Annotated in this window: 20 protein-coding genes and 1 pseudogene; 9 read left to right on the forward strand and 12 right to left on the reverse strand. The window is 63.2% G+C overall.

From position 1 onward, the window contains the following. Window positions 1-365: 365 nt before the first annotated feature. Both J8I34_RS34765 and J8I34_RS18565 read right to left on the reverse strand, forming a co-directional pair. Window positions 366-647, reverse strand: a complete 282-nt coding sequence (locus tag J8I34_RS34765) for an EAL domain-containing protein (RefSeq protein ID WP_245176001.1) — start codon at window positions 645-647, stop codon at window positions 366-368. Further along, complete coding sequence (locus tag J8I34_RS18565) at window positions 638-1,747, reverse strand: sensor domain-containing diguanylate cyclase (protein WP_371748099.1); 1,110 nt, start codon at window positions 1,745-1,747, stop codon at window positions 638-640. Before J8I34_RS18565 ends, J8I34_RS34765 begins: the two co-directional genes overlap by 10 nt. Window positions 1,748-2,195: 448 nt before the next feature. Here J8I34_RS18565 and J8I34_RS18570 point away from each other — a divergent pair, with 448 nt between their 5' ends. The 3 genes and pseudogenes from J8I34_RS18570 (at window position 2,196) to gstA (ending at window position 3,525) form a co-directional block, all read left to right on the forward strand. Then, window positions 2,196-2,369 carry a hypothetical protein gene (locus J8I34_RS18570; RefSeq protein ID WP_156914371.1) on the forward strand — a complete coding sequence of 58 codons (174 nt, stop codon included), beginning with the start codon at window positions 2,196-2,198 and terminating at the stop codon, window positions 2,367-2,369. Between the two features lie 87 nt (window positions 2,370-2,456). Next, window positions 2,457-2,690: pseudogene (locus J8I34_RS34770) on the forward strand (methyltransferase); the annotation flags it as partial. Between the two features lie 226 nt (window positions 2,691-2,916). Then, window positions 2,917-3,525 carry a glutathione transferase GstA gene (gstA, locus tag J8I34_RS18575; protein WP_029047139.1) on the forward strand — a complete coding sequence of 203 codons (609 nt, stop codon included), beginning with the start codon at window positions 2,917-2,919 and terminating at the stop codon, window positions 3,523-3,525. On the opposite strand, the gene J8I34_RS18580 is transcribed toward gstA, so the two are convergent. Next, complete coding sequence (locus J8I34_RS18580; RefSeq protein WP_209774967.1) at window positions 3,422-4,240, reverse strand: TauD/TfdA family dioxygenase; 819 nt, start codon at window positions 4,238-4,240, stop codon at window positions 3,422-3,424. The two genes, gstA and J8I34_RS18580, sit on opposite strands and share 104 nt — an antisense overlap. On the opposite strand from J8I34_RS18580, the gene J8I34_RS18585 reads away from it, so the two are divergent. After that, window positions 4,233-4,784, forward strand: a complete 552-nt coding sequence (locus J8I34_RS18585) for a LysR substrate-binding domain-containing protein (RefSeq protein WP_245176002.1) — start codon at window positions 4,233-4,235, stop codon at window positions 4,782-4,784. The genes J8I34_RS18580 and J8I34_RS18585 overlap by 8 nt on opposite strands. A 266-nt stretch (window positions 4,785-5,050) precedes the next feature. Beyond that, a complete protein-coding gene (locus J8I34_RS18590; RefSeq protein ID WP_209806663.1) occupies window positions 5,051-5,617 on the forward strand; it encodes a hypothetical protein in 567 nt (188 codons plus the stop codon). Window positions 5,618-6,681: 1,064 nt separating this feature from the next. Here J8I34_RS18590 and J8I34_RS18595 read toward each other — a convergent pair. Together J8I34_RS18595 and J8I34_RS18600 are read right to left on the reverse strand one after the other, a co-directional pair. Then, the gene (locus J8I34_RS18595; protein ID WP_209806664.1) at window positions 6,682-12,210 is read right to left on the reverse strand and encodes an AAA domain-containing protein; all 5,529 of its coding nucleotides are present in this window, start codon (window positions 12,208-12,210) and stop codon (window positions 6,682-6,684) included. After that, window positions 12,207-13,424, reverse strand: a complete 1,218-nt coding sequence (locus tag J8I34_RS18600) for a M48 family metalloprotease (protein WP_209806665.1) — start codon at window positions 13,422-13,424, stop codon at window positions 12,207-12,209. The genes J8I34_RS18595 and J8I34_RS18600 overlap by 4 nt, the downstream gene beginning before the upstream one ends. Before the next feature lie 155 nt (window positions 13,425-13,579). Between J8I34_RS18600 and J8I34_RS18605 the strand changes: the two genes are divergently transcribed. Further along, complete coding sequence (locus J8I34_RS18605; RefSeq protein WP_209806666.1) at window positions 13,580-14,029, forward strand: hypothetical protein; 450 nt, start codon at window positions 13,580-13,582, stop codon at window positions 14,027-14,029. Between the two features lie 113 nt (window positions 14,030-14,142). Here the strand turns inward: J8I34_RS18605 and J8I34_RS18610 are convergent, their stop codons facing one another. The 6 genes from J8I34_RS18610 to J8I34_RS18635 form a co-directional block, all read right to left on the reverse strand. Further along, window positions 14,143-14,409, reverse strand: coding sequence for a DUF5676 family membrane protein (locus J8I34_RS18610; protein WP_029047145.1), 267 nt, complete (start codon window positions 14,407-14,409; stop codon window positions 14,143-14,145). A 34-nt stretch (window positions 14,410-14,443) separates the two neighbouring features. Further along, window positions 14,444-15,109 (reverse strand): methyltransferase family protein, encoded by a 666-nt coding sequence (locus J8I34_RS18615; RefSeq protein WP_029047146.1) that lies wholly within the window; start codon window positions 15,107-15,109, stop codon window positions 14,444-14,446. After that, on the reverse strand, window positions 15,109-15,369 hold the full coding sequence (locus tag J8I34_RS18620; protein ID WP_029047147.1) for a DUF2933 domain-containing protein: 261 nt from the start codon (window positions 15,367-15,369) through the stop codon (window positions 15,109-15,111). Before J8I34_RS18620 ends, J8I34_RS18615 begins: the two co-directional genes overlap by 1 nt. Before the next feature lie 357 nt (window positions 15,370-15,726). Further along, window positions 15,727-15,948 carry a hypothetical protein gene (locus J8I34_RS18625; protein WP_029047148.1) on the reverse strand — a complete coding sequence of 74 codons (222 nt, stop codon included), beginning with the start codon at window positions 15,946-15,948 and terminating at the stop codon, window positions 15,727-15,729. Further along, window positions 15,945-18,278, reverse strand: coding sequence for a heavy metal translocating P-type ATPase (locus J8I34_RS18630; protein WP_245176003.1), 2,334 nt, complete (start codon window positions 18,276-18,278; stop codon window positions 15,945-15,947). Before J8I34_RS18630 ends, J8I34_RS18625 begins: the two co-directional genes overlap by 4 nt. A gap of 342 nt (window positions 18,279-18,620) precedes the next feature. Further along, the gene (locus J8I34_RS18635) at window positions 18,621-19,802 is read right to left on the reverse strand and encodes a methionine adenosyltransferase (protein ID WP_209774976.1); all 1,182 of its coding nucleotides are present in this window, start codon (window positions 19,800-19,802) and stop codon (window positions 18,621-18,623) included. A gap of 418 nt (window positions 19,803-20,220) precedes the next feature. On the opposite strand from J8I34_RS18635, the gene J8I34_RS18640 reads away from it, so the two are divergent. Beyond that, complete coding sequence (locus J8I34_RS18640; RefSeq protein ID WP_209806668.1) at window positions 20,221-20,400, forward strand: DUF3606 domain-containing protein; 180 nt, start codon at window positions 20,221-20,223, stop codon at window positions 20,398-20,400. Window positions 20,401-20,601: 201 nt separating this feature from the next. Here the strand turns inward: J8I34_RS18640 and J8I34_RS18645 are convergent, their stop codons facing one another. Further along, window positions 20,602-21,462 (reverse strand): MBL fold metallo-hydrolase, encoded by an 861-nt coding sequence (locus tag J8I34_RS18645; RefSeq protein ID WP_209806669.1) that lies wholly within the window; start codon window positions 21,460-21,462, stop codon window positions 20,602-20,604. 83 nt (window positions 21,463-21,545) lie between these two features. On the opposite strand from J8I34_RS18645, the gene J8I34_RS18650 reads away from it, so the two are divergent. Beyond that, a complete protein-coding gene (locus J8I34_RS18650) occupies window positions 21,546-21,884 on the forward strand; it encodes an ArsR/SmtB family transcription factor (RefSeq protein ID WP_209806670.1) in 339 nt (112 codons plus the stop codon). After that, window positions 21,878-22,312 (forward strand): YeeE/YedE family protein, encoded by a 435-nt coding sequence (locus tag J8I34_RS18655; RefSeq protein ID WP_209774981.1) that lies wholly within the window; start codon window positions 21,878-21,880, stop codon window positions 22,310-22,312. Before J8I34_RS18650 ends, J8I34_RS18655 begins: the two co-directional genes overlap by 7 nt.

Here is a 22,312-nt window from a genome sequence, read left to right on the forward strand (position 1 = left end):
TAAGGAGTCCTCAGATTAACGATTCAGCAAGTCGTCGCGCTGACGTCCACTGCCGGTATTTCAGCAGCCTGTTAAGGTGAGTTTTCTGGTCTTAGCTGCACTGGCGGCTGTCACTTACGTCTCAGGAAGAGCTTTGGGGATGGATATGAGCATTGCTGACATGGCGAGGCAACTCGTGCAGCTAGGCACTGATCTGCTGCATCGATTATTGCTCTAAGCAGTCCCCCTCGGTCGTCAAGCTGCCTGGATGTGCCGAAGCGGGGCCAGGTCGCGTTCCGGCATCGAATTGGCGATCTTGACCACATAGCATCTTGCGGATGATCGATCGCTTGCCACATACCTTCAACAATTCGGTCCTGCATGATTCATCTCCCCCTTCTTGCATTGACTGATATTGTCTGCCTGGAGTGCACTGCATGATGCGCGCCGGACTGGCAGTCACGCGCGCATCGGTTGCGGCCCCCGTTGCGGACGAAGCTGCGGTCGATCTTGACCGTATCGATCGGGAAGCGGCTCAGGTAAGCCAGCGACGAATAGCCGGTGCCAAAATCGTCGATTGCCAACCGCACGCCCGTGCGCTTCAGGCGCGATAACCAGTTTGAAGCTTGTTCGGCATCGCGCATGACCATGCTTTCGGTCAGCTCCAACTCGAGCAGGTTGCCTGGCAGGCCGGCTTGCCGCAGCGCATCGATGACGGAACAAACTCGTTCTGCTCCAGCGCGCGATGCAGGTGCGATTCCATGTCGATGCGCCGCCGCAGAGATGTACGCATATCGCGGCAGTAGAACTGGTAGCCGTTCTTGCCAAGTTGCTTGGCCCCGTACATGGCCAGGTCAGCATGCTTGAGCAGCGTCTGCCATTCGTTGCCATCCTCCGGGAACGAGCTAATGCCGATGCTCGCCGTCATCCGCAGCTCCGACTGCTTGACAACGAACCCCGGCGTAAGCGCGGCCTGGATTCTGCTGATCGTCCGACCCAGGATCGTCGAGTCGCCTTTCGGGTCCAGCAGCACCACGAATTCATCGCCACCGAACCGGGTGATCAGTTCTGCGTCGTTCAGGTTTTCGCGCAAGCGGTCCGCCATCACGCGCAGCACCGTATCGCCGGCATTGTGCCCAATGGTGTCGTTAATGACCTTGAACTCATCCAGATCAGCGAAGATGACATGCAGGGTCTGCAGTGCAATGCCGACATGCGGATTCTTTGCCTCGCTGAAGATCAGGCGCCCACTGCTTACCGATTGCCCTGAGTCACGCGCGCGTTCGAGCGCAGCCAGCCGGCGTGGCTCGGCGCCCATGTCGATACCGATCGATGCAAGGTTGATGTCCAGTGGTTCGACATAGGTCAGGACATAGTGGCCGGGCCGCTTGCCCGGCGGGCGAACGCTGAACGTCACGCCTGCTTCGCGCAGGACCGGGTCGGCGCGCTGCTTTTCGACAAAGGCCTCAATCTCACCGGCCGGCACATACGGCGCGTAGTTCAGCGTCTGAAACCCGGGATAGCGCTGCGGCAGGTTCAGTCCGCTGACGAAGTCGCGAAATTCGCTTCGCGAAACGTGATCGCTGGCGCCGAACAGCGCCTGCATGGTCACCAGTACGTCGGTATAGAGTCGGATCCGCGTATCGATCTGCTGTACGACATCACCGGTATCGTTCTCAAAACGCAGACGAACGTCCCTTTCCAGCAGGTCGGCGCAGAACGCATAGACAACAGCCGTCGTCAACACGCCAAACAGCACGGTGCCCACCGTAACGGTCCGCGACCCAAGGCGTCCAAGCGTGCGCGCAAGCGTCGGCGCAAGATTGTATCCCCGGCTGTCGATCGTGCCCCGGCTACAGGGCGACAACGACTGATGCTCAGAAAAGCACTTATTGGCTGGGCCTCGTTGTCGGCGCCAGTCCTTATCAATGTCTTAACAATCTATAGCAAGCGCGGGTTGACAGGGACCAATTGCCGAAGCGCAAACACCCCGCTGAAACGGGGCATGCATGTCCTTCGCGGCGAGAGCGGCATGGGTCAGAGCCGAGGGGAAGGTGGGCTGTCTGCCGCGCCTGGCTGACCAAGGCTCTCCGGCCGTCCGTCCGTCGTGAAAGGGGAGTGGTTCCGTTGCGTCGCAAACACTTCCACCTCCACACGCTACGTTTCTTAAATGAAACTTAGGTTAGTGCTGAATTGAACTGTGAAGGGGTAAGGCTGTGCACGACCGCGACTTGCTCTTTGCCGTCTTTGGGGTGCTCGTGTTTTTGGGCATCCTTTATTTTGGTGGCGTGCCGCTCTACGACCAAGTTACAGCCGGCATTGATGTCATTCATGCTGTCATGGAAACCGCGAATCATGCCGGCGAAGACAGAGCCGGGCGCGTGCGCTGACTGCGGTGCCCGGTCAGTTGCCTGGCAAAGGATTAAAAGACCCCGCGTCTGATCAGCGGTATCTCTTGGGGTGACGCGTTCTCCCACGTGCTCGTGATGGGACACATCCTCTACGATTGGACCTCAGCCAGAAGCTTGAACTCTTGAGGAAATGCTATGCGGCATTGCCACCTGGGGGGATGCCTTATCGTCTACGACGCGGTGATCGACGAGGAGCGAAAGAAAAATGCGTTCGGGCTTCTGATGTGTCTGAATATGCTGATCGAGACGCCTGGCGGCTTTGACTATACCGGAGCCCAATGCTGTGATTGGATGAAGGATGGTTTGCTGCCGCCTCAGGATCCGGCACGTACATTGCTAATCCACACGTAACGCCGATAGGACCTTCCGTACGCATTATGAGGCGGCGACATCCGCTCGCTCCAAGCCGCCGGCCGGCTATTCGACATTCAGCCGGCAAGTTTCCGCAAATTCAGGCATCTGAGTCCAGAGCCGCCGCGGTGTCCACGGCTAACGCAAAAGCATTATTACTTAGGAAACACAAATCATGAAGCTGTACTACGCTCCCGGCGCATGTTCATTGGCGCCTCATATCGTCCTCATCGAGGCCGGCCTTCCCTTCTCCACCGAGCGCGTCGACTTGCGCGCCCAGCCGCACATAACCGAGAGCGGCATTGACTACAAGACCCTCAATGCCAAGGGCTATGTGCCGACGCTTGCGCTCGACAACGGCGATGTGCTGACTGAGGCGGCAGTGGTCGTCCAGTACATTGCTGACCAAGCGCCGGAAAAGGGCCTCGCCCCGGCGTGCAATACGTTTGAGCGCTACCGCGTGCAGGAATGGCTGAATTTCATTTCGGCCGAGTTGCACAAGGGCTTTGGGCCATTTTGGAAACCGGACACGCCGCAGGAACAGAAAGATGCGACGTGGACGCGCCTGTCGCAGCGGTTCGACTGGCTTGCGCCACAGCTCACGGATAAGGACTATCTGATGGGCCGGTTCAGCATCGCGGATGCCTACCTGTTCACCATCCTCAGATGGCCTGACCATTTCAAACTGCCGCTTGACAGCTGGCCCCCGCTACTCGCGTACCGGGCCAGGGTTGCCGCGCGTCCAGCGGTGCAGCAAGCAATGAAGGATGAAGGCATAGGCTAAGCCAACAGCTTCGTGGCCTTTGGGAGCCTGGTCGCCGTCCTTGCCGGCACGCGCCGCCCTTCTTGCCCGTTCGCGGATGGCGGACAAAGGGATCGAGCACGTTCAGCACTGTCAGGCTGCCGTCGTCGTTCCAGATGGGTTGCAGTCCGCGCTCGGCGCAGAGGGTCTCGACCTTCTTGGGATCGTCGGTTTCAAAAGAGTGGTTCCAGCCGCGCTGGTCCATATGGCCGTACGATGCGCTCTGGTCTGTCGCCTTGGGTCCGAAATTGATCGCGGTGCGGGTGCCCAGCGCCTCGATCCGTCGCACTAGAGCGGGATCCATCTCGTCAACCAGATTCCGGACATCTCCGATCAACGTCTCTCCGCCGACCGGGGCCGTCCTGCGCGAAAAGAAAGCCACGCGACCGGGGTAGTCCCGACGATAGGCCATTTCCGAATGTAGGGCGAGTCGCACTCCCGACGACAGTCGCGTGGCTTCCATGACCCTACCGCTGACAGTCGCGCGCGGCGCGCGGCCGCCCGCATAGCCACCTTCGAACGGTGGGAATCCTTCGATGAAATCGGCGAAATCGGCCGTGTCAGCGATCGGGAAGCCGCGCAGCACAATGCCGCCATGGGCGACGACAAGGTCATCGAGAACGGGTCGCACCGCACCGAGCCACTCCCGGAACCGGGTGCGATTGTGCAGGGCCACGCCGCGGGGTTCAATGAACAACGGAGCTTTTTCAATAGAAACCCACCTGAGTCCGCGTCTCCTGGGCGCATTGCAAAGCGGAGAAGTCGACCTGGTGTGCGGTGCCACACCCGTCGACGTGCCGCCCGGCATTTCGTGGACCTCCCTCGGCCCGGTCACGCTGCACATCGTGACACGGGCCGATCATCCGCGCCGCGACAAGCTGCAACGGCTGGCGGACCTGGGCCACGAGCGCTGGGCGCTGCCGGCAAGCTCGCTTTACCTGAGGCAGGCATTTGACGAGCGATTCCAGTCCCTCGGACTCCCGCCGCCCCTCGTGGCCGTGGAAAGCACGACGTCGCCCACCGCCTTCGCCGAGCTCCTGCGACACTCCGATCTGCTGGGGCTGCTGCCGCCGCGCTTTCTCAAGCAGGCCGACGGCCACGGCCTGGCCATGCTCGACGGACCCGGCATGACATGGCAGCATGAGCTGGCCGTGTGCTGGCGCGGCACGGGCTATTTGTCTCCACTGGCGAAAGATTTTCGGGATGCCATGGTGGAGTGGTGTATGGAGACGGGCGTTTGAAATCGGGGGCTTCGATACTGCGGAATCCGAATCCGTGCGATTCCTGAGCGATATAAGGGTTTAACTGCGTCGGCGCCGCGACCTGTCTGCTGCCCGCCCGCCGCTGCGCCGGATGACTTGCCGTTTGATTCCGGAACTGTCGCCTGAACTGCCGTGATGCGCACTGGCTAGCAGCAACTCCCCATCTATCGAGGAAGTATCCTGTTCGGTGAACTCCCACGATTCACTTTCGGCGAATGCCTTTGTGCCTCTCTCGCTGCTTGATCATGTCATTCCTGGGCGGGCTCATTGCCGCGAGCCTGCTTTGCCTCGCGGCGTGTGACCGGCGGCCCGCTGATCGAGCACGCTCGAACGCACCAGAGTCGGCCGCGTCTGCGGCATCTCAGGCCCCCGCGTCATCCGCCGAGGCGTCTTCTCCTACCCTCCTCACGTGGAATGCATTCAAAGCCAAGGCTGGCTTTGATGAAGCCACGCCAGAAGAACAGGTCCTTATCTGGGAAATATATCGGGACCAGTTTCTGCCCGCCAATGCGGCCGACCAGGGCGTTACTGTCGATGAGTTGAAACGCCGATTCGAGGCTCAGATCCCCCGCCCTGCGCAAGGCCAGGCCAGCAATGAACGATTCTTAGGCGCCCGCTGCACCCAGGACTGCTCAGGGCATGAAGCGGGCTACGACTGGGCAGCTGACAACGATATCTCTGATCCGGACCAATGCACCGGCGACTCCCAGGCCTTCGTTGAGGGCTGCCAGGAGTATGCAGAGGAGCGCAGAGAAACCAGTAGCAATGCGGAGAATCAAATCGCGGGCGGCGATGAGCGGAATCGACGCTGACCCTGCAGGGACAGTTGATGGCGGCATCGCGGCGTCTCACCGCTTTTGTATGCTGGCGCAAACCGGTGGCCTTCGACGAACGGCGAGGAGAAGATGCTGCCGTGAGTGTTGCACATCACCATGGCCGGCAGAGAATCTGTCCGAAAGGCCAGCTTTGTCCGAGCCGCCACCACCCATGCGACTGATTCTCGTCACTGGACGAGGCCGGCAGACGTTTTCGAAAGGTACGCGATCCGCTGCACGTTGGGTTATTACAGTACGAAAACGGCAAGCGCCCATCCAACCAGGGCCGTTCCTGCAAGGGAAGCGGCAAGCGCCACGGGATCTACAGTCGGATGGTAGTGCATGTAAAGGAGCCTCTTCTGTTGATCTGGTATTCATCAGCAAAGCGCCGGCATTTCTACTCCAAGCCTGCCGAGCGTCCCTGATGTCGATGTTCGTTCGGAATAACGTCGCGAACTCATTATTAAGGTAGTCCCCCGAAGACGGGAGCGCTTTGCTTAGTCCGCCGACCACTTTGCAATTCATGCCTGGTCGAGTGGAGTCCCTGCTCATCAACTTTGATCGGTGCCCCACCTCAGCTCATTCGCTTCGGCCCGCGCGTAAGCGCGGGCGTCACATCGGTAGTTGCCGGCGTATAGTACTAAGCGGAAGGCCCCGCTCGCGGTGGGCTATTCCAAGCTTGCCATGGAGTGCCTTGCAAGATGCGTCTCAGATCCGTGCAAGTACTTGTGGCCCTGACCGTGCTGGGCGCTTGCGCCTCGAAGACCGCCGGTACCCAGCCCGGAAAGACGGCCGCGGACGAGCGGCCTGGCGTGCCAGTCGGCCCCAGGCGCGACTGCCAGGCAGAGGCCGACGCGCTTCTCGGGACTGCCCCTCTGTCCGTTGTGCGGGCCGTGTTTAACTCCTGCACGGCGGAGAACCGAGGTAGCAAGCCAGGCCAGTGAGATCCTGGCGTATTCGTTCCGAAAGCGCGCTTGATGGAAGCAAGGACGGGAGAATGGAATTTGGGGAGGTGACTCAATGACGATGGAGCATTTTGCTGACCTCCCGCCTCCCGCGACCTACGCGTCCACGTAACCCTTGCGCAGTTTCTCCGCCACGAGCTTGTCCATCTCGCGCCTGGCCCGCTCGGCGCTGTCGAACGCCTTCACGCTCGTTTGCCCCGCGCTGCCGATGCGGCCATAGGTGACGCAAAGCTCCGCCCCCCGCACGCTGGCCCGCCAGAACTTGCGCGACGTACCCTGCTCGAAGCGCAGCGTCTGCGTGAACTCTTCTTGCACATCCAACGCGGTTGCCACCGCCTGAAGTTCATCCGTTTCATCCGTTGCGGCTGCGCCCTGCACGGTGGCAGGCTTTGCCAACGGGGCCGCCATCTCCACCTCCACGTCAAGTGCGCGATCTTCGCCTTTGGCCAGCATGGCTTCGATGCGGGCAAGCACGGCGTCCCGATCGTCGAGCCAGTCTTTGCCCGGGATGTCCAGCACCCGCCAGCCGAAGCTGCGCAGGATGCCGGGACGGAACACATAGCGTTCAGCGGTATCCGTCACCGCGTCCGACGGCGAATCGAGCAGGATTGCCAACGCGTAGCCTTGTCCCGACGGCTCGGCAATGGCCAGGTCGCAGCGGAACTGCGAGCGGCCAACGTTGGCGTGCACCTGGTGGCCGCGTGCGCGCAGCGCCTCGGCCAGAGCGTCGCGGATGCTGTCCGGCGTGGCCTCGCGCGTGAAGACGTCGCGCGCGCCCGGGTTCAGCGTGCCAAGCACCGCCTGGGCACGCGCGAACTGGCCGCGCGCGCTGGCCTGCGCGAACTGCAGGAACGCCCGCAGCGCGGCCGCGCCATCGTTGTGCACGTTGGTGATCGCCTCGGCCTGGATCGTCGACACCACCGCCATCCGATGGCGCGCGCGGCTGAAGATCACGTTCAGGCGCTTCTCGCCCCCACGCTGGTTGATCGGGCCGAAGTTCATCAGCATCTTGCCATCCGGCCCCGGCGCGTAGCAGATGCTCAGGATGATCACGTCGCGCTCGTCGCCCTGCACGTTCTCCAGGTTCTTGACGAACAGCCCGTTGAACTGGTCGTCGTCCTCGCGCACGTACTCGCGCTCGAGGCGCATCGCGAAGTCCGCGTCTTCGGCGGCCAAGGCCTCCAGCGCAGCCTCGATGGCACCTTGCTGTGCCTCGGAAAACGCCACGATGCCCAGGCTCAGCCCGGTCTCGCGGCACAGCATCTCGCGCACGGTGCGGGCGATGTAGACGGCCTCGGGCACATTGCGGCGGTCCGCATAGACGCCGTCGGCCAGCCAGTGGAAGCTGACTGGCCGCGCCAGCAACGCGTCGGCGCCGGCGATGCCGGCATCCTGCTGGTCCGAGCGAAGCCGAGCCGCCTCATCCTCGGCCTGTTCCAGCACACGGTCGGGAATGGTGACAAGGCGGCCGTCGTAGAAGGCGGCGTTGGAGAAGCTGATCAGCGATTCGTGACGGCTGCGGTAGTGCCACGCCAGCAGCGTCGCTGGCAGGTTGCGCGCGGCCTGGTTCAGCAGGCTGTCCGAATCGAGGTTGATGGCGATGCGCTCGCCCTCCTCCTCCACCACGATCTCGTCGTCGCCCTCGGCGCCACCGGCCGTAAAGAAGCTTGTCGGGGGCAGCTGCATCTCGTCGCCGACCACTACCACCTGGCGTGCGCGGCTGAGCGCGGGCACGGCTTCCTCGGTCGGAATCTGGCTGGCCTCGTCGAAGATCACCACGTCGAACAGGTCCGGCGACAGCGGCAGCGTGTCGGATACCGACAACGGGCTCATCAGCCAGATCGGCTTCAGGTCGTTGATGACGAGGCCGGTCTCGTCGTCGGAGAGATCGCGGATCGAGCGGTGGCGCATGCTCTTGCCGAACTCATGCTCCAGTTCGCGCCGGCCCGTGGCGTATTGTTTCTTGAACGCCTTGCCGTCGGCATCCAGCATCGTCGCCGACAGCGAGGACACACGCACATGCTCGGCGAAGTGCTTGTGGCGCGTGGCGCGCACCACCTGGGCGTTCAGCGCGAGCAACTCGCGTTGACGCTGCGCCACGGCGCGCGCGGCCTGCGCCAGCGCCGCGCCGCCGCAGCGCGCCAGCACCGGGTTCTCGCGCGCGAGACGGCGCAGCGCCTCGTCGGCGACCAGCGCCTCCAGCTGCGCCGGCGCATGGTCGAGCCACTGCAGCGTGGCGGCGCAGGCGGAGTCGCCTGCATGCACGGCGCGCAACAGCGGCAACAGGTCCGGCAGCTCGTCGAGCGCTTCGCGCAGGTCGCGCAGCAGTTCGGCGATGTCGCCGAGGCGCGCATCGCCGGCCAGCGCCAGCCCGTCGCGCACGCGCTGCGCGAGCTTCTCCAGCGGCTCGCGCGCACCGGCCTCGGCGCGCGCCGCCGCGACCGGATCGACGGCCTGGCGCAGATGCGCGACCAGTTCGCGCGGGCCCGCGCCCGACTGCAGGCGCTGCTCGAGTTCGTTGAGTGCGCGCAGGAAGGCCTGCATCTCGCTCACGCCGTAGCGGCGGCGGCTGTCGGCATCGGCTGCCGCCAGCGCCGCACACGCGGCGTGTTCGGCGGCCAGCGCTTCCAGCACCTTGCCGTAGCCGGGATGGATAGCGTGCTTGCCAAAGTCATAGCGGCGCTTCAGTTCGCCGCGCAGCCGCCACCATGCGGGCTGCAGCCAGCGCGCGATCGACGGCTCCAGCCGCCGCGCGAGCGCCAGCGCTGACTCGGTATCGCCAGGGCTCAGCTTGTCGTGCCAGTTCGACGTGACGGCGCGCGCGTCCGCAAGTGCCTGCGTGCGTGCGTCCAGGTCCGCGCGGACATCGCGCAGTGCCGCTTGTGCCGGCGAGGCCGGATCGAGCAGGTCCAGGTGTGCGGCAAGGCCCGTGTCGAGCAGCCATTGGCTGTCGACGGCAATGGCGCATGCCTGTTCCAGGCTGGTGTCCGGGCCGGTAAGGCTCGCCGTGCTGTCCAGCAGCGGGTCAAGCGCATCGAACAGTGCCTCGGCGTCCTGGCACAGTCGCTCGGCGCGGCCATACGCGCGCTCGTCGGCCACCAGTTGCGCAGACAGGCGCGCGAACGGATGCGCGGCCAGGCTGTCGAGACCGAAGCGCTCGCGCATCGCGCGGTGCACGCGGTGTGCAAGATCGCGCTGGCGGTCCCATGCGGCCAGCGCCGGCAGGCGCTCGCGCATCGCGGGCCCCGCTTCTGGCACGGCAGGGAGCGCTACCACGCGGCGCAACAGTGCACGCACGCTGTCGCCGAGTGGCTCAGGCGCCGCGGCCATTGCCGATTCGAAGGCGTCGATACGATGCTGGTGAGCGGCCAGGGCCTCCGCTACCTGCTTGCGGCGTGCCGCCAGTGCATCGCCGTCGTGCGGCTGCGCGATCCACTGCTCGTAGCAGACGCGCAGGTCGGCAATGAAGGCCTTCTTGTCGGTCTGCGAGTCGTGGATCAGGCAGCACAGCGAATCCAGCCCGCTTTGCTTGAGCCGATGGAACACCACGTCGAGCGCGGCCCGCTTCTCGCAGACGAACAGCACGCGCTTGCCACGCCCCGCGTAGTCGGCGATCAGGTTCGTGATGGTCTGCGACTTGCCCGTGCCCGGCGGGCCCTGGATGATGAAGCTGCGTTGGCCGCGCGCAAGGCCGACCGCAGCGTTCTGCGTCGCATCGGCCGCCACCACGTTCCACTGCTCGGCCGGCGCGAGCGGCGCGGGCGCTTCCGTCTCCACGTCGCGCGGCTCGATCGAGAACACGCGGTCGAACGCCGGATTCGCGCCGGGCTCGTCGAGCAGCTGCGCGTAGTCGCGCACCAGCGACATCTTGCGATAGTTGAAGTTCGCGAGCGTCACCTGCGTCAGGTCCAGATCCCAGGCATAACGGTGGCCCTCGGACTCTTCAAGCACGAAGCCCTGGCGCTCTTCGCTTTGCGCCGCGGCTGCGCCGCTCATCTGCGGCTGGCGCGGGCCGGCACCCGGGGGCGCGCCGGCCTCGAAACGCTGCGGCAACTCGCTCGGCCGTACCCAATGCTCGAACAGCGCGCGGCCCAGCGGGCGGTAGTCGTCCTGCGCATAGCTGTACGGCGGCAGCCAGCCGCCCGTGCGCGCAGCGGCCGTGCCTGGCCTGCGGCGCTGGAACTGCTGCATGCGCTGCAGCGCCTTCTGCCGCACCAGCCGTACGGCGGCCTTGTCGACGAGGCGCAGCTCCACCGAAGGCTCGGAACGGCGAATCTGCGCGAGGATGCCGGCATGGATCTCCTCGAGCGAGATCTTGCCGAGATCCACGGTCTCCTCGAGCCGGATGTCATAGAGCTGGCTCAGGTAATGGCGCAGCACCGGGTTGAACTCGGCTTCGCCGCCCGCGCACTGGATCACGTACTGGTCGCGCACGCCCTTGCGCCTGACCAGTTCCACCGGCAGCCACAGTAGCGGCGTCACGATTCGCTCGTCTGGCGCCTCCTTCAGGTTGTGCCAGCGCAGAAACGCCACCACCAGGCGCAGGTTGCTGAAGCCATATTCGGCGCGATCGCGGCGCGTCTCGGCGATCAGGCGGTCGAGCGATGCCGGCAGGTATGGCTGGTCGTCGAAGCGCAGCCAGCGCTGCAGCGACACCGGTTTGCCCGCCACCAGATCGGCTGCGAACGGGCCGCCCCAGGTGCAGATATGCTCGGGCCGCACGCTTTCGATCTGCAGCATCAGCGGCACGCTGGCCACCGTCAGGTTGACACTGGCCGCGGTCGGACGGAAGTGCAGCAGGCGGTTGCGCCGCGACAGGTCGAACAGGCGGTCACGCAGGTGCGTGAGCACGGCGGCACGCCGCGGCGTGGCGCCAGTCGTGCCAGCCAGCGCCCGTTCCACGTCCAGGGCTGCCGGCTGCTCGCGCCATGTGCGCAGCCGCGTCGCGAGCGCGGCGACATCGGTGGCGCGATCGTGGCGGTTGATCCCGGTCATCTCGACGATCACCGCGGCGACGATCGGGTGCAAGCGCTCGTGCAGCAGGAACAGGTTGCGGCGGTGCGCCACGAAGCTGCGCAGATCGTGCTCATCGGCGAAGTCCAGGCCGCAGGCGAGGCTCGCCAGCACCATGCCGAGCAGGAAGACATCGCCGATCTCGTCATGGTGGCCCAGAAGCCCTTCCCAGCTCGCCGGCCCGCGCAGGTAGACCGGCCGCTCGATCGGCGCGGTGGCATCAAGCTGCAAGGCCAGGTCGGCCTGGTCGCGCTGCCCGTCGTCGGCGTGGCCGAGCTGCAGCGCGCCGACGATATTCAGGCCCGAGGCCGGATGCGGCTGCACGCGATGCACCGCGCCGAGGTCCATGACGGGGAGTTCGCCATCTGGCCGCCGCAGGCGCAGCGCGCCGTCCTCGCTCACCAGTATGCTGTCGGGATCGAGTGCCGCCACCCTGCCCTGCGCATGCAACGCGGCGACCTGCGCGAACAGGGGCAGCACCAGCACCAGGACGTCGTCGACAGGCAGCGCCGCGCCCGCCTGCGCATCGATCAGTGACCGCAGCGTGCGCGGCTCGCCGCTATCGTTCATACCGGCGATGGTGTTCGTGCCGTGGGTCGTGCTGTCATTCATGCCCGGCCCTCCCTGGCCCGTTGGTGATCGAACTGGCGATCGAGTTGGCGCTGGTAGCGGTCCAGTTCGCGCTTGCCGAAGCCGGCGTCGCGGCGCAGGTTACCTTGCAGCGCTTCGACGCTGCCGAGCCCCTGAGCCATCTGGCCGGCGCGCAGCAGGGCCGCGTCCTGCTGGTCGGGGTCCGCGAGTGCCATGTCCATCATCAATGCATTCAGATAGCCGCGAACGCTGTCGTCGATCACGCCCTGCCCCAACTTTTCGGGACCGATCGCCGGTTCATCGTCACGCCAGTCCGGGAACATCATGCGCACCTGCGCAAGCACCGCCTCGCTCGCCAGCGGCGTGCCGGCGAGAAAGTGAGCCAGGAATCCGCGCGTGAGCGCCTGCAGCCGGACCTGCCCGGGGAGGTCCAGCTTTTCCAGCGCCAACGGGCCGTGCAGGCGGGATTCGATCCACGGATCAAGATCGTCCGCGCCCTCCCACCACAGCGCCAGCGCGCGGGCGCGGATAAAGGTCTCGGGGTGGCTGTGGGCGGCGCTCGCGCCCGGCTCGCTGGATTCGATCTCGACCGCCTGGCGCAGGTAGGCGGCCGCGTCCACGCTGCCCATGCCGGTCTGCACCTTGACCAGCGTCGACACCGCCGGCGCCACCGCACCGGCCGCCACGGCGCCGCCACGGTCGGCAAACAGTTCGGTGTGCAACGCGTAGCGCCGCCAGGTCTCGCGATGGCTGGCACTCGCGCCTGGCGCGGCCAGTGCGTCGTTCAGGATGCGGTCAGCCACCAGGAACTGGTTGTCGTCGCGCGACCACAGCAGGTAGTGGGCCAGCTCGTGGCCGAACACCGCCAGCAGTTCCGGCGGCGCGAGCCGCTCCAGCAGCGGACCCTGCAGGACGATGTGGACCTCCCCGGGCACATAGACCAGCGACGCGTTCATGTCCTGGCCCGGTGACTGGTAGAGCGTTGCGCGCGCTTCGATGCCGAGCCGCGACATCGCTTGCGCCAGCGCCGCGTGAACGTCGGCGTGGGCGTCAGCCTCGATCCGGTAGGTGTCCCGCAGCAGCATCGAGCGCAACGCGTCGCGGTGGTCAGCGCCGGTAGCGCGAGCGCTGGCCCAGCGCCAGACCTCAGGCTCGTGGCGACGCAGATAGTCGACCACCGTTGCGTGATAGGCCAGCGGCAGCAGCGCGCCGCGATCCGGGGCTTGAGAGTCCATGCGGGACGTTCCAGGGTTGGTGGTAGCCGATTCTACAAGGTGGCGATCGCCAGGGGAGCCTCCGTAGCAACTTCCAGCGCGAGCCGGTCCGCATGCCGCGCCGTGTAAACTCCCGCACTGGCCGATCGCCGAACATCTCCTACCTGAGAAAGAACATGACTCGACAACCACTTCGTACGCTGTGCCTGACCCTGCTGCTGAGCGCTGCCATTGCCCCAGCGCTGGCCGATGACCTGAAGAACGCTGCGGGAGGCGGCCTTGGTGGCGCCGCGGGTGCGGCCCTCGGTGGCGCACTAGGCGGCAGCACGGGCGCCGTGATTGGTGGTGCGGTGGGTGGCGGTGCGGGCGGCGCAGTGACTGCCAACAAAAAGGAACGCACTGGCGCCATCGTGGGTGGCGCGCTCGGCGGCGGCGCAGGCGCGGCGGCCGGCAATGCCCTGGGCGGCCGGACCGGCGGCATCGTAGGTGCCGCGGCCGGCGGTGCAGCGGGGTCGGCGCTGGGCGGCAATGTATCCCGCAACAACCATGCCGATAACCACGATAGCGGCAATCGCGGCAATCGCGGCAAGCACAAGGGTCAGAACAAACATCGCCACAACGACTGAGCGAGAGGATGCACGGGCGCCCGGCGGCGCTGGCGAAAGCGTCCGCCGCGGCCGCCAGCCACGGCGTCACTTCGAGGTTTGCATGACCGCCAATAGATCTCGGCGCTCGAGGCTTACCGGTTGCTCGCAAGCGTGTTATAGAGCCAGGCAAAGAAGCTCCCGGCGGCAAAGAACCAGATCGCGAACAGAAAGCCTGGATAGACGATAGACCACCAGGACAGGGGCTCACCAGTTCGCAGTCGTCGGAATTCAAGTCCGTGAAAAAGCGCATTCACGAAATCCATGAAAGGCTCGGGGAATACCAGCCAAACTACGGTGCACAAGGTATAGAACAGCAAGATCGTGGCTGACAGTGTCACGCCGGTTCTAAAGGGCTTCATAGTAGCCTCCATCTCCAACGGTTTCCGCATGACCTCAATGAGGCTTGGCTCGAGGAACGTCACCTTCGCCGAAGTGCGGGATGAAGCCGGGAGTCTTTCTGCGATAATCCTCATACTCCTGACCAAATGCAGCCAGTGCGTCCTGCTCTTCGGCATGGGCAAGTCGTACGTACATCCAGACCAGGATGGGGAACATCACCAGCGTGAGTATCGTCGGCCATTGCAGCAGGAATCCGAACATGATCAGGATGAATGCAACATACTGCGGATGCCTCATGCGTGCATAGAGCCCCGATGTGGCCAAGCGCTGCTCCTGTTGGGCCTTGTACAGGACCCGCCAGGCAGCCGACAGCATCAAGAACCCGCCGAAAATCAGGATGTCACTAGCGATGTGAAACGGCCCCAGGTGCGGATTCCCCTGCCAGCCGAGAATCATCTCCGGGAGATGGCCTGCATCGTGGGAAAGGAAATCGGTACCCGGGAACTTCGCCGACAGCCATGGCAACAGGAAATAGATGGTCAGGGGAATGCCATACATTTCGGTGAAGAGCGCCACAATGAACGCCGAAAAGGCACCGAAGGAACGCCAGTCCCGCGATGTCTTCGGCCTAGTGAAACTGAAGGCGAAGATTAGGAAGACCGCAGAGTTAATGATCACCAGTGACCAGAGACCGTAGCCGCTTTGCGCATTGGATTCCATCATCGTTCTCCCCTCGTGTCCGAGCCCTTCGAGCCGTCACGCTGTCCATGTCCCTGGACATGGCCGTGGTGCATGAAGAGATGCATCAGTGGGCATGCAGCCAGGAGCAGGAACGGCAAGAACTGAATGACGTGCGCCCGGTGCTCCGTCCAGAGAAAGTAGCCAATGACCAGAACGAACCCAATTGTGACTACCTTGGAGCGGGAAATCTTTCGCTCGGTATCGTCCCGGGACTCATGATTGCGGTGGTCATGATTCATGCCGTCCTCCAATGAGAAGGCCCTCGGATGTCGCTCAGCAGCACCGGCGGCGGCGATGATGTCGGTGCACATGTCCTTCTGGTTCTTGCCGAAAGACTGTGCCAGACGCCTCAGATTCGAAGAGGAGGATGTGCCCCTCGATGTTTTACATGATCGCGTGCGCCGTATTTACCTTGTTGCCGGCGACGGGGTATCGAGCAGTGGCGCTCTACACCCGCGTTGTGTAAGGGCAGCCCACCGTCTTGATTTGTTCGATGGCTCATGAATCGTCGCCACGCTATCAGAGCTGCGACACCCATCCCAAGAAAAATCCACGCCAGAATCTGCGAGAGCCAGGTCATGTGGAGGTCCTCCGCTTCAAGGATTGCCGCGAACCTTGCGCTCACGGTCCACCGCCTGCTGAATGTCGCGTTCGCACTGACGCGAAAGCTGCCAGCTCATCCACATGACGACGATTGGGCAGGAGAGCAGAAGGATAGCGAGCAGTATCGTGAGTGGTGAAATGCCAAACCAGTACACGACGGCGACGGCTAGCAGCGTCGCCAGTGCCGCGCAAATCCATGCGACAGTGCGCCTCATGTTGCCTCCGTACGGGCTTGGCCAAGCCGCACACGCTTAAGCAACGCGGAGTTGGCCACGACGCTCAATGAGGACAGCGCCATGGCCGCCGCTGCAAGTATGGGGTTCAACAGCCCGAGCGCCGCGATTGGAATGCCTATAGTGTTGTAAATGAACGCCCAGAAGAGGTTTTGCTTGATTTTGCGCATCGTGGCGCGGGAGAGCTGGATAGACGCCACTACGTCACGAACATCATTGCGGATGAGGATGATGCTGCCCGTCTCCTTGGCAACGTCAGAGCCAGAGCCGATAGCGATACCGATGTCGGCCGCCGCAAGTGCTGGTGCGTCGTTTACGCCATCGCCCACCATCGCCACGACATCGCCCTGTTTTTGGAGGTCATGGATGGTTTGGACCTTGTCTTCCGGCATGACCTCGGCAATCACGCGGTCGATGCCAACCTGCCGGCCAATGGCTTCGGCCGTGCGGCGATTGTCACCGCTGAGAAGAACCACTTGGATGTTGCGCGACTTCAAGGCGGCCACAGCCTCAGCCGCCTCCGGCTTGACCGTGTCCGCGACGGCCACCACGCCAAGCAGGCTGGTGGCGGCGCCAACCAGCATCGCGGTCTTCCCGTCGGCCTCGAGCCGGCGGAGAACAGGTTCGACATCACCAATCGGAATCCCCTGGCGTGCAAACAGACGCCGGTTTCCCAGCCACACCTGCTGGCCTTCAACCTGTCCGTGAATGCCCATGCCAGACAGCGCAGTAATGCCGGTTGCCATGGGAATGGCCACACCGCGATGCTGGGCGGCACGCACGATGGCTTCGCCCAGAGGGTGCTCAGACCTACTTTCCACCGCGGCCGCAAGGGTCAAGAGAGTTGATTCCTCCTGATTCGACAATGAGATGACATCGGTGACAGTAGGCTCTCCGCGCGTAATCGTGCCCGTCTTGTCAAAGACAACCGCCGTCAGTTTCTCGGCGCGCTCCAGCACTTCGCCACCGCGTATCAGGATGCCATTGTCTGCCCCCTTGCCGACGCCAACCATCAGTGCCGCAGGTGTCGCGACACCCAGGGCACATGGACAAGAAATAATCAGAACCGCGACAAACGCAAGCAGCCCATGGGGGAAATGCCCCGCCACGGTCCACCCAACCAAGGCCAACATGGCAACCGAGACAACCGCCGGCACAAAGTAGCCAGTGACCTGATCAGCGAGGCGCTGAATCTGCGCGGTGCTGGCTTGGGCATCCTCGACCATCCTGATAACTTGGGCGAGCGCGGTGTCAGCGCCGATCTTGGTCGCCTGGAAGGTGAAAGCACCGCTGCGGTTCAGGGTCCCGCCAATGACGGCGGTACCGGGCTTCTTCTCAACGGGCATCGACTCGCCAGTCAGCATCGACTCGTCGACACTGGTCTCCCCCTCGACGATCTTGCCATCCGTGGGAATCTTCTCGCCCGGGCGCACTACGACCGCCTCGCCGACCATGATGCTTTCCGCCGGAATCTCGGTTTCCTTCCCGTCGCGGATGACGTGGGCTACCGCGGGACGCAGGTCAAGCAGTCGGCGAACGGCGGCAGAGGACTTCTTCTTGATGATTTCCTCCATGTACTTACCCAGCAACACGAAGGCGATAATCACCGCGGATACCTCGAAGTAGACGTCCCGCTCTTCCACTTCTACGGGTAGCCACGACGGAAAGAACAGGACCACCACGCTGTAGAAATACGCCACGGATGTTCCCAGGGCGATGAGGAAGTCCATGTTGATGTTGCGCGTCCGGATGGCGTTCCACGCGCCCTTGTAGAAGCTCCAGCCGCCAACGAACTGCACAGGCGTTACCAGCAAGAACAGCCAGATCCCCCACGTGAACCATGGCAGCGCCGGAATCGGTGCCCACGTCAGCAGCGTCGCACCGGCCGCCAACGCCAGGAAGGCGCCGGCCCGTAGCACTGCCAACGCGAGGACGCCGGTGAGCGCTATCGTCACGCGCGTCTTCATGGCCTTCAACTCGCTCTCCGGCGACTCGAAGGTCCGCAGGCAACTCTCGCTGCAGAAGTAGTACTTGCGGTTGCCGCGCTCTGTCGACAGGGCCGTAGACTTGTCGACCATCATGCCGCAGATGGGATCCTTGGCGAGTTGCCTGGAGCCACCGCGGGGCGGCGCGTGAGTAGTCATGGCGGGCGGCGCAGCGCTAGCATCTGCCAGGGGAAGCTCGCCTGATGGCCGGGGAATATATTGCGCAGGGTTGGCGAGGAACATCTGCTCGCAATGTTTTGAGCAGAACCAATAGCGCCTTTGGTTGACATCTGCACTGGCAGCAGCATCCCCGGGAGAAATTGCCATGCCACATACCGGGTCCCGTACTGGCACGTGACCTGTGCTCGCATCTTGGACGGCGACTTGAGGTGCCTGCGCATCGCCAGTACCGTAGTCGTCCCCTACGGGAGTCATAGACTTGGTCGGCATCTCATCCTCCTGGGGGCGATGGAGCAAGGCAGGACTTACATTTTCAGTATCGACACCCAAGAGAACTGGTTCTTGATGCCAATCAAGGAACGCGAATGCAGCGACGCCGTCGCGTGGCGACCCGGGTGCGCGACAGCGCACGAAAACTCAGGAGATGGTGCGGGACACCGGCGCCGCGCGTTCGGAAGATATGCTCAGCAGTCGCCGGGCCTGCCGGGCTCAGAAGACAGGCAACGTTCCGGTCGCCAGTTCCTTGACTAACGTGGGAAGGTCTGCCAGCTGCTGCCGGGCGATTTCACGGATGTGGTCATGTTCCACGGTCGTGAGCCTGTCTTCTGCAACAACATTGATGGCAACCAGCTGCGGCTGGTCGATTGGCCTTCCAATGCCGGAGAGAAGGCGGACAACAACCATATCCAAATCGGCTACGTCCGTCAGAATGCGCGCAGCCAATTGGTGGGCGAGCACATTGTAGAGCTTGCCAACATGTGCCGCCGGGTTCTTCCCTGCGGTGGCCTCCAGTGACATGGGGCGATACGGTGTAATCAAGCCATTGACCCGGTTTCCCCGACCGACCTGTCCGTCATCGCCGTGCTCCGCGCTCAGGCCAGTGACGGTCAGATAGACGCCACTCTCGTCATGGGCACCCAGGTCGTCCAGAGTATTGATGGCAATCTCGCACGCCGGTTGAATGCGCTCGGCAAGATACGACGCTATCCGCTCCTTCAGTGCGAAGTACTCTTTGACCCCGCTTACGTATCGGTCAACAAACGCCAACGCGATAGTAAGGTGGCGGCTCGCATCGAGCCGACTGCCCATGATCTTGAAATCGTGTCCTGCCACGTTGAAAGCGGCCTTGAATTCACTTGAGCGTAATAGTTGGGCGGATGAAAGCACGGCCATTTCGAGGTTTGAAAGAGGTGCGTAACCCACGCCAAAAGACGTGTCATTGGATAGCGGAATGGTTTGGGTACCAGTCACACGCCGGAGGTTTGGGGCCGACGGTCGAAGGATGGGCTCAATCTCGATTTCGCAACCGATTGTGCCCAGGTGGTCCCTGAAGTACTCGCGGATGGCCGACTCGACGATGACCTCCGCCTTGGCGGATGACAATTCGGTGACGGGTCCCGACACCAACAGGCGCATTGGCCGCAAGAGCTGGCCGCCGCCGAATTTTGGTGCACTGATGCCGCCGATGAGTAAGGCCTTGTCCAGGTTGAAATGCTGGATGACTCCGTAGGCGTCCAGGTACGCCCGACACAGGGCATGGGCCGCAGCCTCAACCGCACCATCGCAAAGGCTATCCGGGTGTCCGACGCCCTTGTGCTCGCACATCTCGGTCGGTCCTATCCACCCTGGGGCAGTAGAAACGGAAATCGCAATGGTCCCGGCGGTCGACATCACTCCCCCCAGCACGGAAGCGCCATATGGCCATTCTATGCTGCCGGCCCATGGCCCTAAGTTTGCCTTTTTCGAATGCTAACCTTCTGTTGAGCCTGCAGCGCAAGCGTTGGATTTGAGCCAGGTATGTGTGCCCGGTCTACCATTAACAACACATACTCTGAATGACCGAGACGGGTTGGCCTGGCCGCAGGCCTCCTCCACCAGGTGGGGCAGCCTTACTTCGGCGGGGTGGGTCATTTTTACATCGGGGCTTACAGGAAAGAACCTGTTGACGTGGATCAATGACCCGCGCCGGCCAGCCACTATCTTGGTGAAGCACAACCCTCACAAGCGTTTGAACGGGCATGCAACGATAACCTACGCACTGGCCCAAACTGTGGGCCGGGTTGCGTGGCAGCACAGACAGGAGAAAAGCATGATTAATGCAACAAGTCAGTTCAGGCCTTTGGATCCTGGCCGCGTCAACTTGGGAGATCCCCTTGAAGTGCAGTACTGGTGTCGCGAACTGGGCTGCAGTGAGCGGGATCTGGAAGACGCCGTGAGTACGGCCGGAGACCACATCGCGGCGGTGCGCGACCAGTTGGAAGCGAAATAGCCAGACACACGGCCTGGCTGAATCCCATTTCCATCCGACCCAGCAGTTCGGGAACGATGGCGACTCACGTTAGCCGCTGCTGCGGCAAATGCCGGCGCATTGCTCAAGTTGCTCGTTAGCCCGGACCGCGGCCAGAGAAATCGGAATTCCGATAAGTGGCGTGCCGCCACTGTGGTGTCCCCAATCGCGTGGCAGGCGACCTTATAAGGCGTTGAGCGGAATCTTCAGGTAGCGAACTCCATTCGCCTCAGGCGGAGGCAACTCACCGGCCCGGATGTTGACCTGTACAGACGGTAATATCAGCGTCGGCATCGCCAGCGTTGCATCACGCGCCTTCCGCATGCCCACGAACTGCTCCTCGCTCACACCGTCGTGCACGTGGATGTTGCATTTCCGCTGCTCACGCACCGTCGTCTCCCACGTAGGCTCGCGCCATTCGGGCGGATAGTCGTGACACATGAACAATCGCGTCTCATCCGGCAGGTCCAGCAGCTTGCGGATGGAGCGATACAACTCGTGTGCGTCGCCTCCGGGGAAGTCGCAGCGGGCAGTGCCGACGTCCGGCATGAACAGCGTGTCGCCGACAAAGACTGCATCCCCAATCTGGTATGCCATGTCAGCAGGGGTGTGCCCTGGCACGTGAATCGCCTTGCCGGTCAGCCCACCGATGGCGAAAGTCTCGCCGTCCTCAAACAGGTGGTCAAACTGTGAACCATCGAGGCGGAACCCCGGCTCCAGATTGAAAAGCTCCTTGAACACGCCCTGCACACGACGGATGTTCTGGCCGATGGCAATGCAGCCACCCAGTTGACGCTTGAGGTAAGGCGCCGCAGAAAGGTGGTCGGCGTGCGCATGTGTCTCAAGAATCCATTCGACCCGCAGCCCATGCTCACGTATGAATGCGATGACCTTATCCGCGCTTGCCGTCGATGTCCGACCTGACTTTGGGTCATAGTCCAGCACCGAGTCGATTATGGTGCACTCGGAGCGCCCCTCTTGATAGATCGCGTAGGTCACGGTCCAGGTGGCCGGGTCGAAGAACGGTTGAATGGTCGGTTGCATGCTTGGCCCCTTGGATGCAAACATTCTATTCGCACACATTCTATTTTTCAATATACTATTGATGTACGAAGTGTAGACGACCTATGAACCAGCCGCACCCAACTATCGACCTCGCCACCATGCAAGCTGCCGCAACAAACGCCTGCGCCCTGCTGAAGGTGCTCGCCAATCCGGACCGCCTGCTGCTGATGTGCCAGCTGTCACAGGGCGAATTGTCTGTCGGCGAACTGGAGGCGCAACTCGGCATCCGGCAGCCGACGCTGTCCCAGCAACTCGCCGTGCTGCGCGAAAACGACCTGGTGGCGACGCGCCGCGACGGCAAGAGCATCTTCTATTCGGTGGCAAGCGCACAGGCGCTCGCGGTCATGACCGTGCTTTATCAACAGTTCTGTGCTGACACGTCAGGGGACGAAACATGCTGATTGACCTCGCTAACTTTACGCCTGGCCTGTCACTAGCTGGCGGACTCATCATCGGCGCGGCGGCAGCCGTCCTGGTGCTGTTCAACGGGCGGATTGCCGGCATCAGCGGCATCCTCGGCGGCTTGCTCAGCCTCCCACGCGCCGACATGGCCTGGCGAGTGACCTTCCTCATCGGTCTGGTCGGCGCTCCTGTCATTGCGAGCCTGCTCGGCCAGCCCGCCGTGGCAGATATCCAGGCGAGCTGGGGCCAAATCCTGGTCGCGGGCTTTCTGGTCGGCCTTGGCACCCGCTACGCCAGCGGCTGCACTAGCGGCCACGGTGTGTGTGGCATCTCGCGCGGCTCCGTCCGCTCGCTGGTCGCCACCCTGACCTTCATGGCGGCGGGATTCCTGACCGTCTTCGTGCAACGGCACGTGATTGGAGGCTGA

Origin of the sequence: Cupriavidus phytohabitans (assembly GCF_017815025.1) — a bacterium.
Taxonomy (GTDB): Bacteria; Pseudomonadota; Gammaproteobacteria; order Burkholderiales; family Burkholderiaceae; genus Cupriavidus.

Excerpts from the sequence above, each read along its gene's own strand:
- gstA (WP_029047139.1), top strand. The coding sequence starts at position 2,917 with ATGAAGCTGTACTACGCTCCCGGCGCATGTTCATTGGCGCCTCATATC.
- J8I34_RS18585 (WP_245176002.1), top strand. The coding sequence starts at position 4,233 with ATGAACAACGGAGCTTTTTCAATAGAAACCCACCTGAGTCCGCGTCTC.
- J8I34_RS18590 (WP_209806663.1), top strand. The coding sequence starts at position 5,051 with ATGTCATTCCTGGGCGGGCTCATTGCCGCGAGCCTGCTTTGCCTCGCG.
- J8I34_RS18595 (WP_209806664.1), bottom strand. The coding sequence starts at position 12,210 with ATGAATGACAGCACGACCCACGGCACGAACACCATCGCCGGTATGAAC.
- J8I34_RS18600 (WP_209806665.1), bottom strand. The coding sequence starts at position 13,424 with ATGGACTCTCAAGCCCCGGATCGCGGCGCGCTGCTGCCGCTGGCCTAT.
- J8I34_RS18605 (WP_209806666.1), top strand. The coding sequence starts at position 13,580 with ATGACTCGACAACCACTTCGTACGCTGTGCCTGACCCTGCTGCTGAGC.
- J8I34_RS18610 (WP_029047145.1), bottom strand. The coding sequence starts at position 14,409 with ATGAAGCCCTTTAGAACCGGCGTGACACTGTCAGCCACGATCTTGCTG.
- J8I34_RS18615 (WP_029047146.1), bottom strand. The coding sequence starts at position 15,109 with ATGGAATCCAATGCGCAAAGCGGCTACGGTCTCTGGTCACTGGTGATC.
- J8I34_RS18620 (WP_029047147.1), bottom strand. The coding sequence starts at position 15,369 with ATGAATCATGACCACCGCAATCATGAGTCCCGGGACGATACCGAGCGA.
- J8I34_RS18625 (WP_029047148.1), bottom strand. The coding sequence starts at position 15,948 with ATGAGGCGCACTGTCGCATGGATTTGCGCGGCACTGGCGACGCTGCTA.
- J8I34_RS18630 (WP_245176003.1), bottom strand. The coding sequence starts at position 18,278 with ATGGCAATTTCTCCCGGGGATGCTGCTGCCAGTGCAGATGTCAACCAA.
- J8I34_RS18635 (WP_209774976.1), bottom strand. The coding sequence starts at position 19,802 with ATGTCGACCGCCGGGACCATTGCGATTTCCGTTTCTACTGCCCCAGGG.
- J8I34_RS18640 (WP_209806668.1), top strand. The coding sequence starts at position 20,221 with ATGATTAATGCAACAAGTCAGTTCAGGCCTTTGGATCCTGGCCGCGTC.
- J8I34_RS18645 (WP_209806669.1), bottom strand. The coding sequence starts at position 21,462 with ATGCAACCGACCATTCAACCGTTCTTCGACCCGGCCACCTGGACCGTG.
- J8I34_RS18650 (WP_209806670.1), top strand. The coding sequence starts at position 21,546 with ATGAACCAGCCGCACCCAACTATCGACCTCGCCACCATGCAAGCTGCC.
- J8I34_RS18655 (WP_209774981.1), top strand. The coding sequence starts at position 21,878 with ATGCTGATTGACCTCGCTAACTTTACGCCTGGCCTGTCACTAGCTGGC.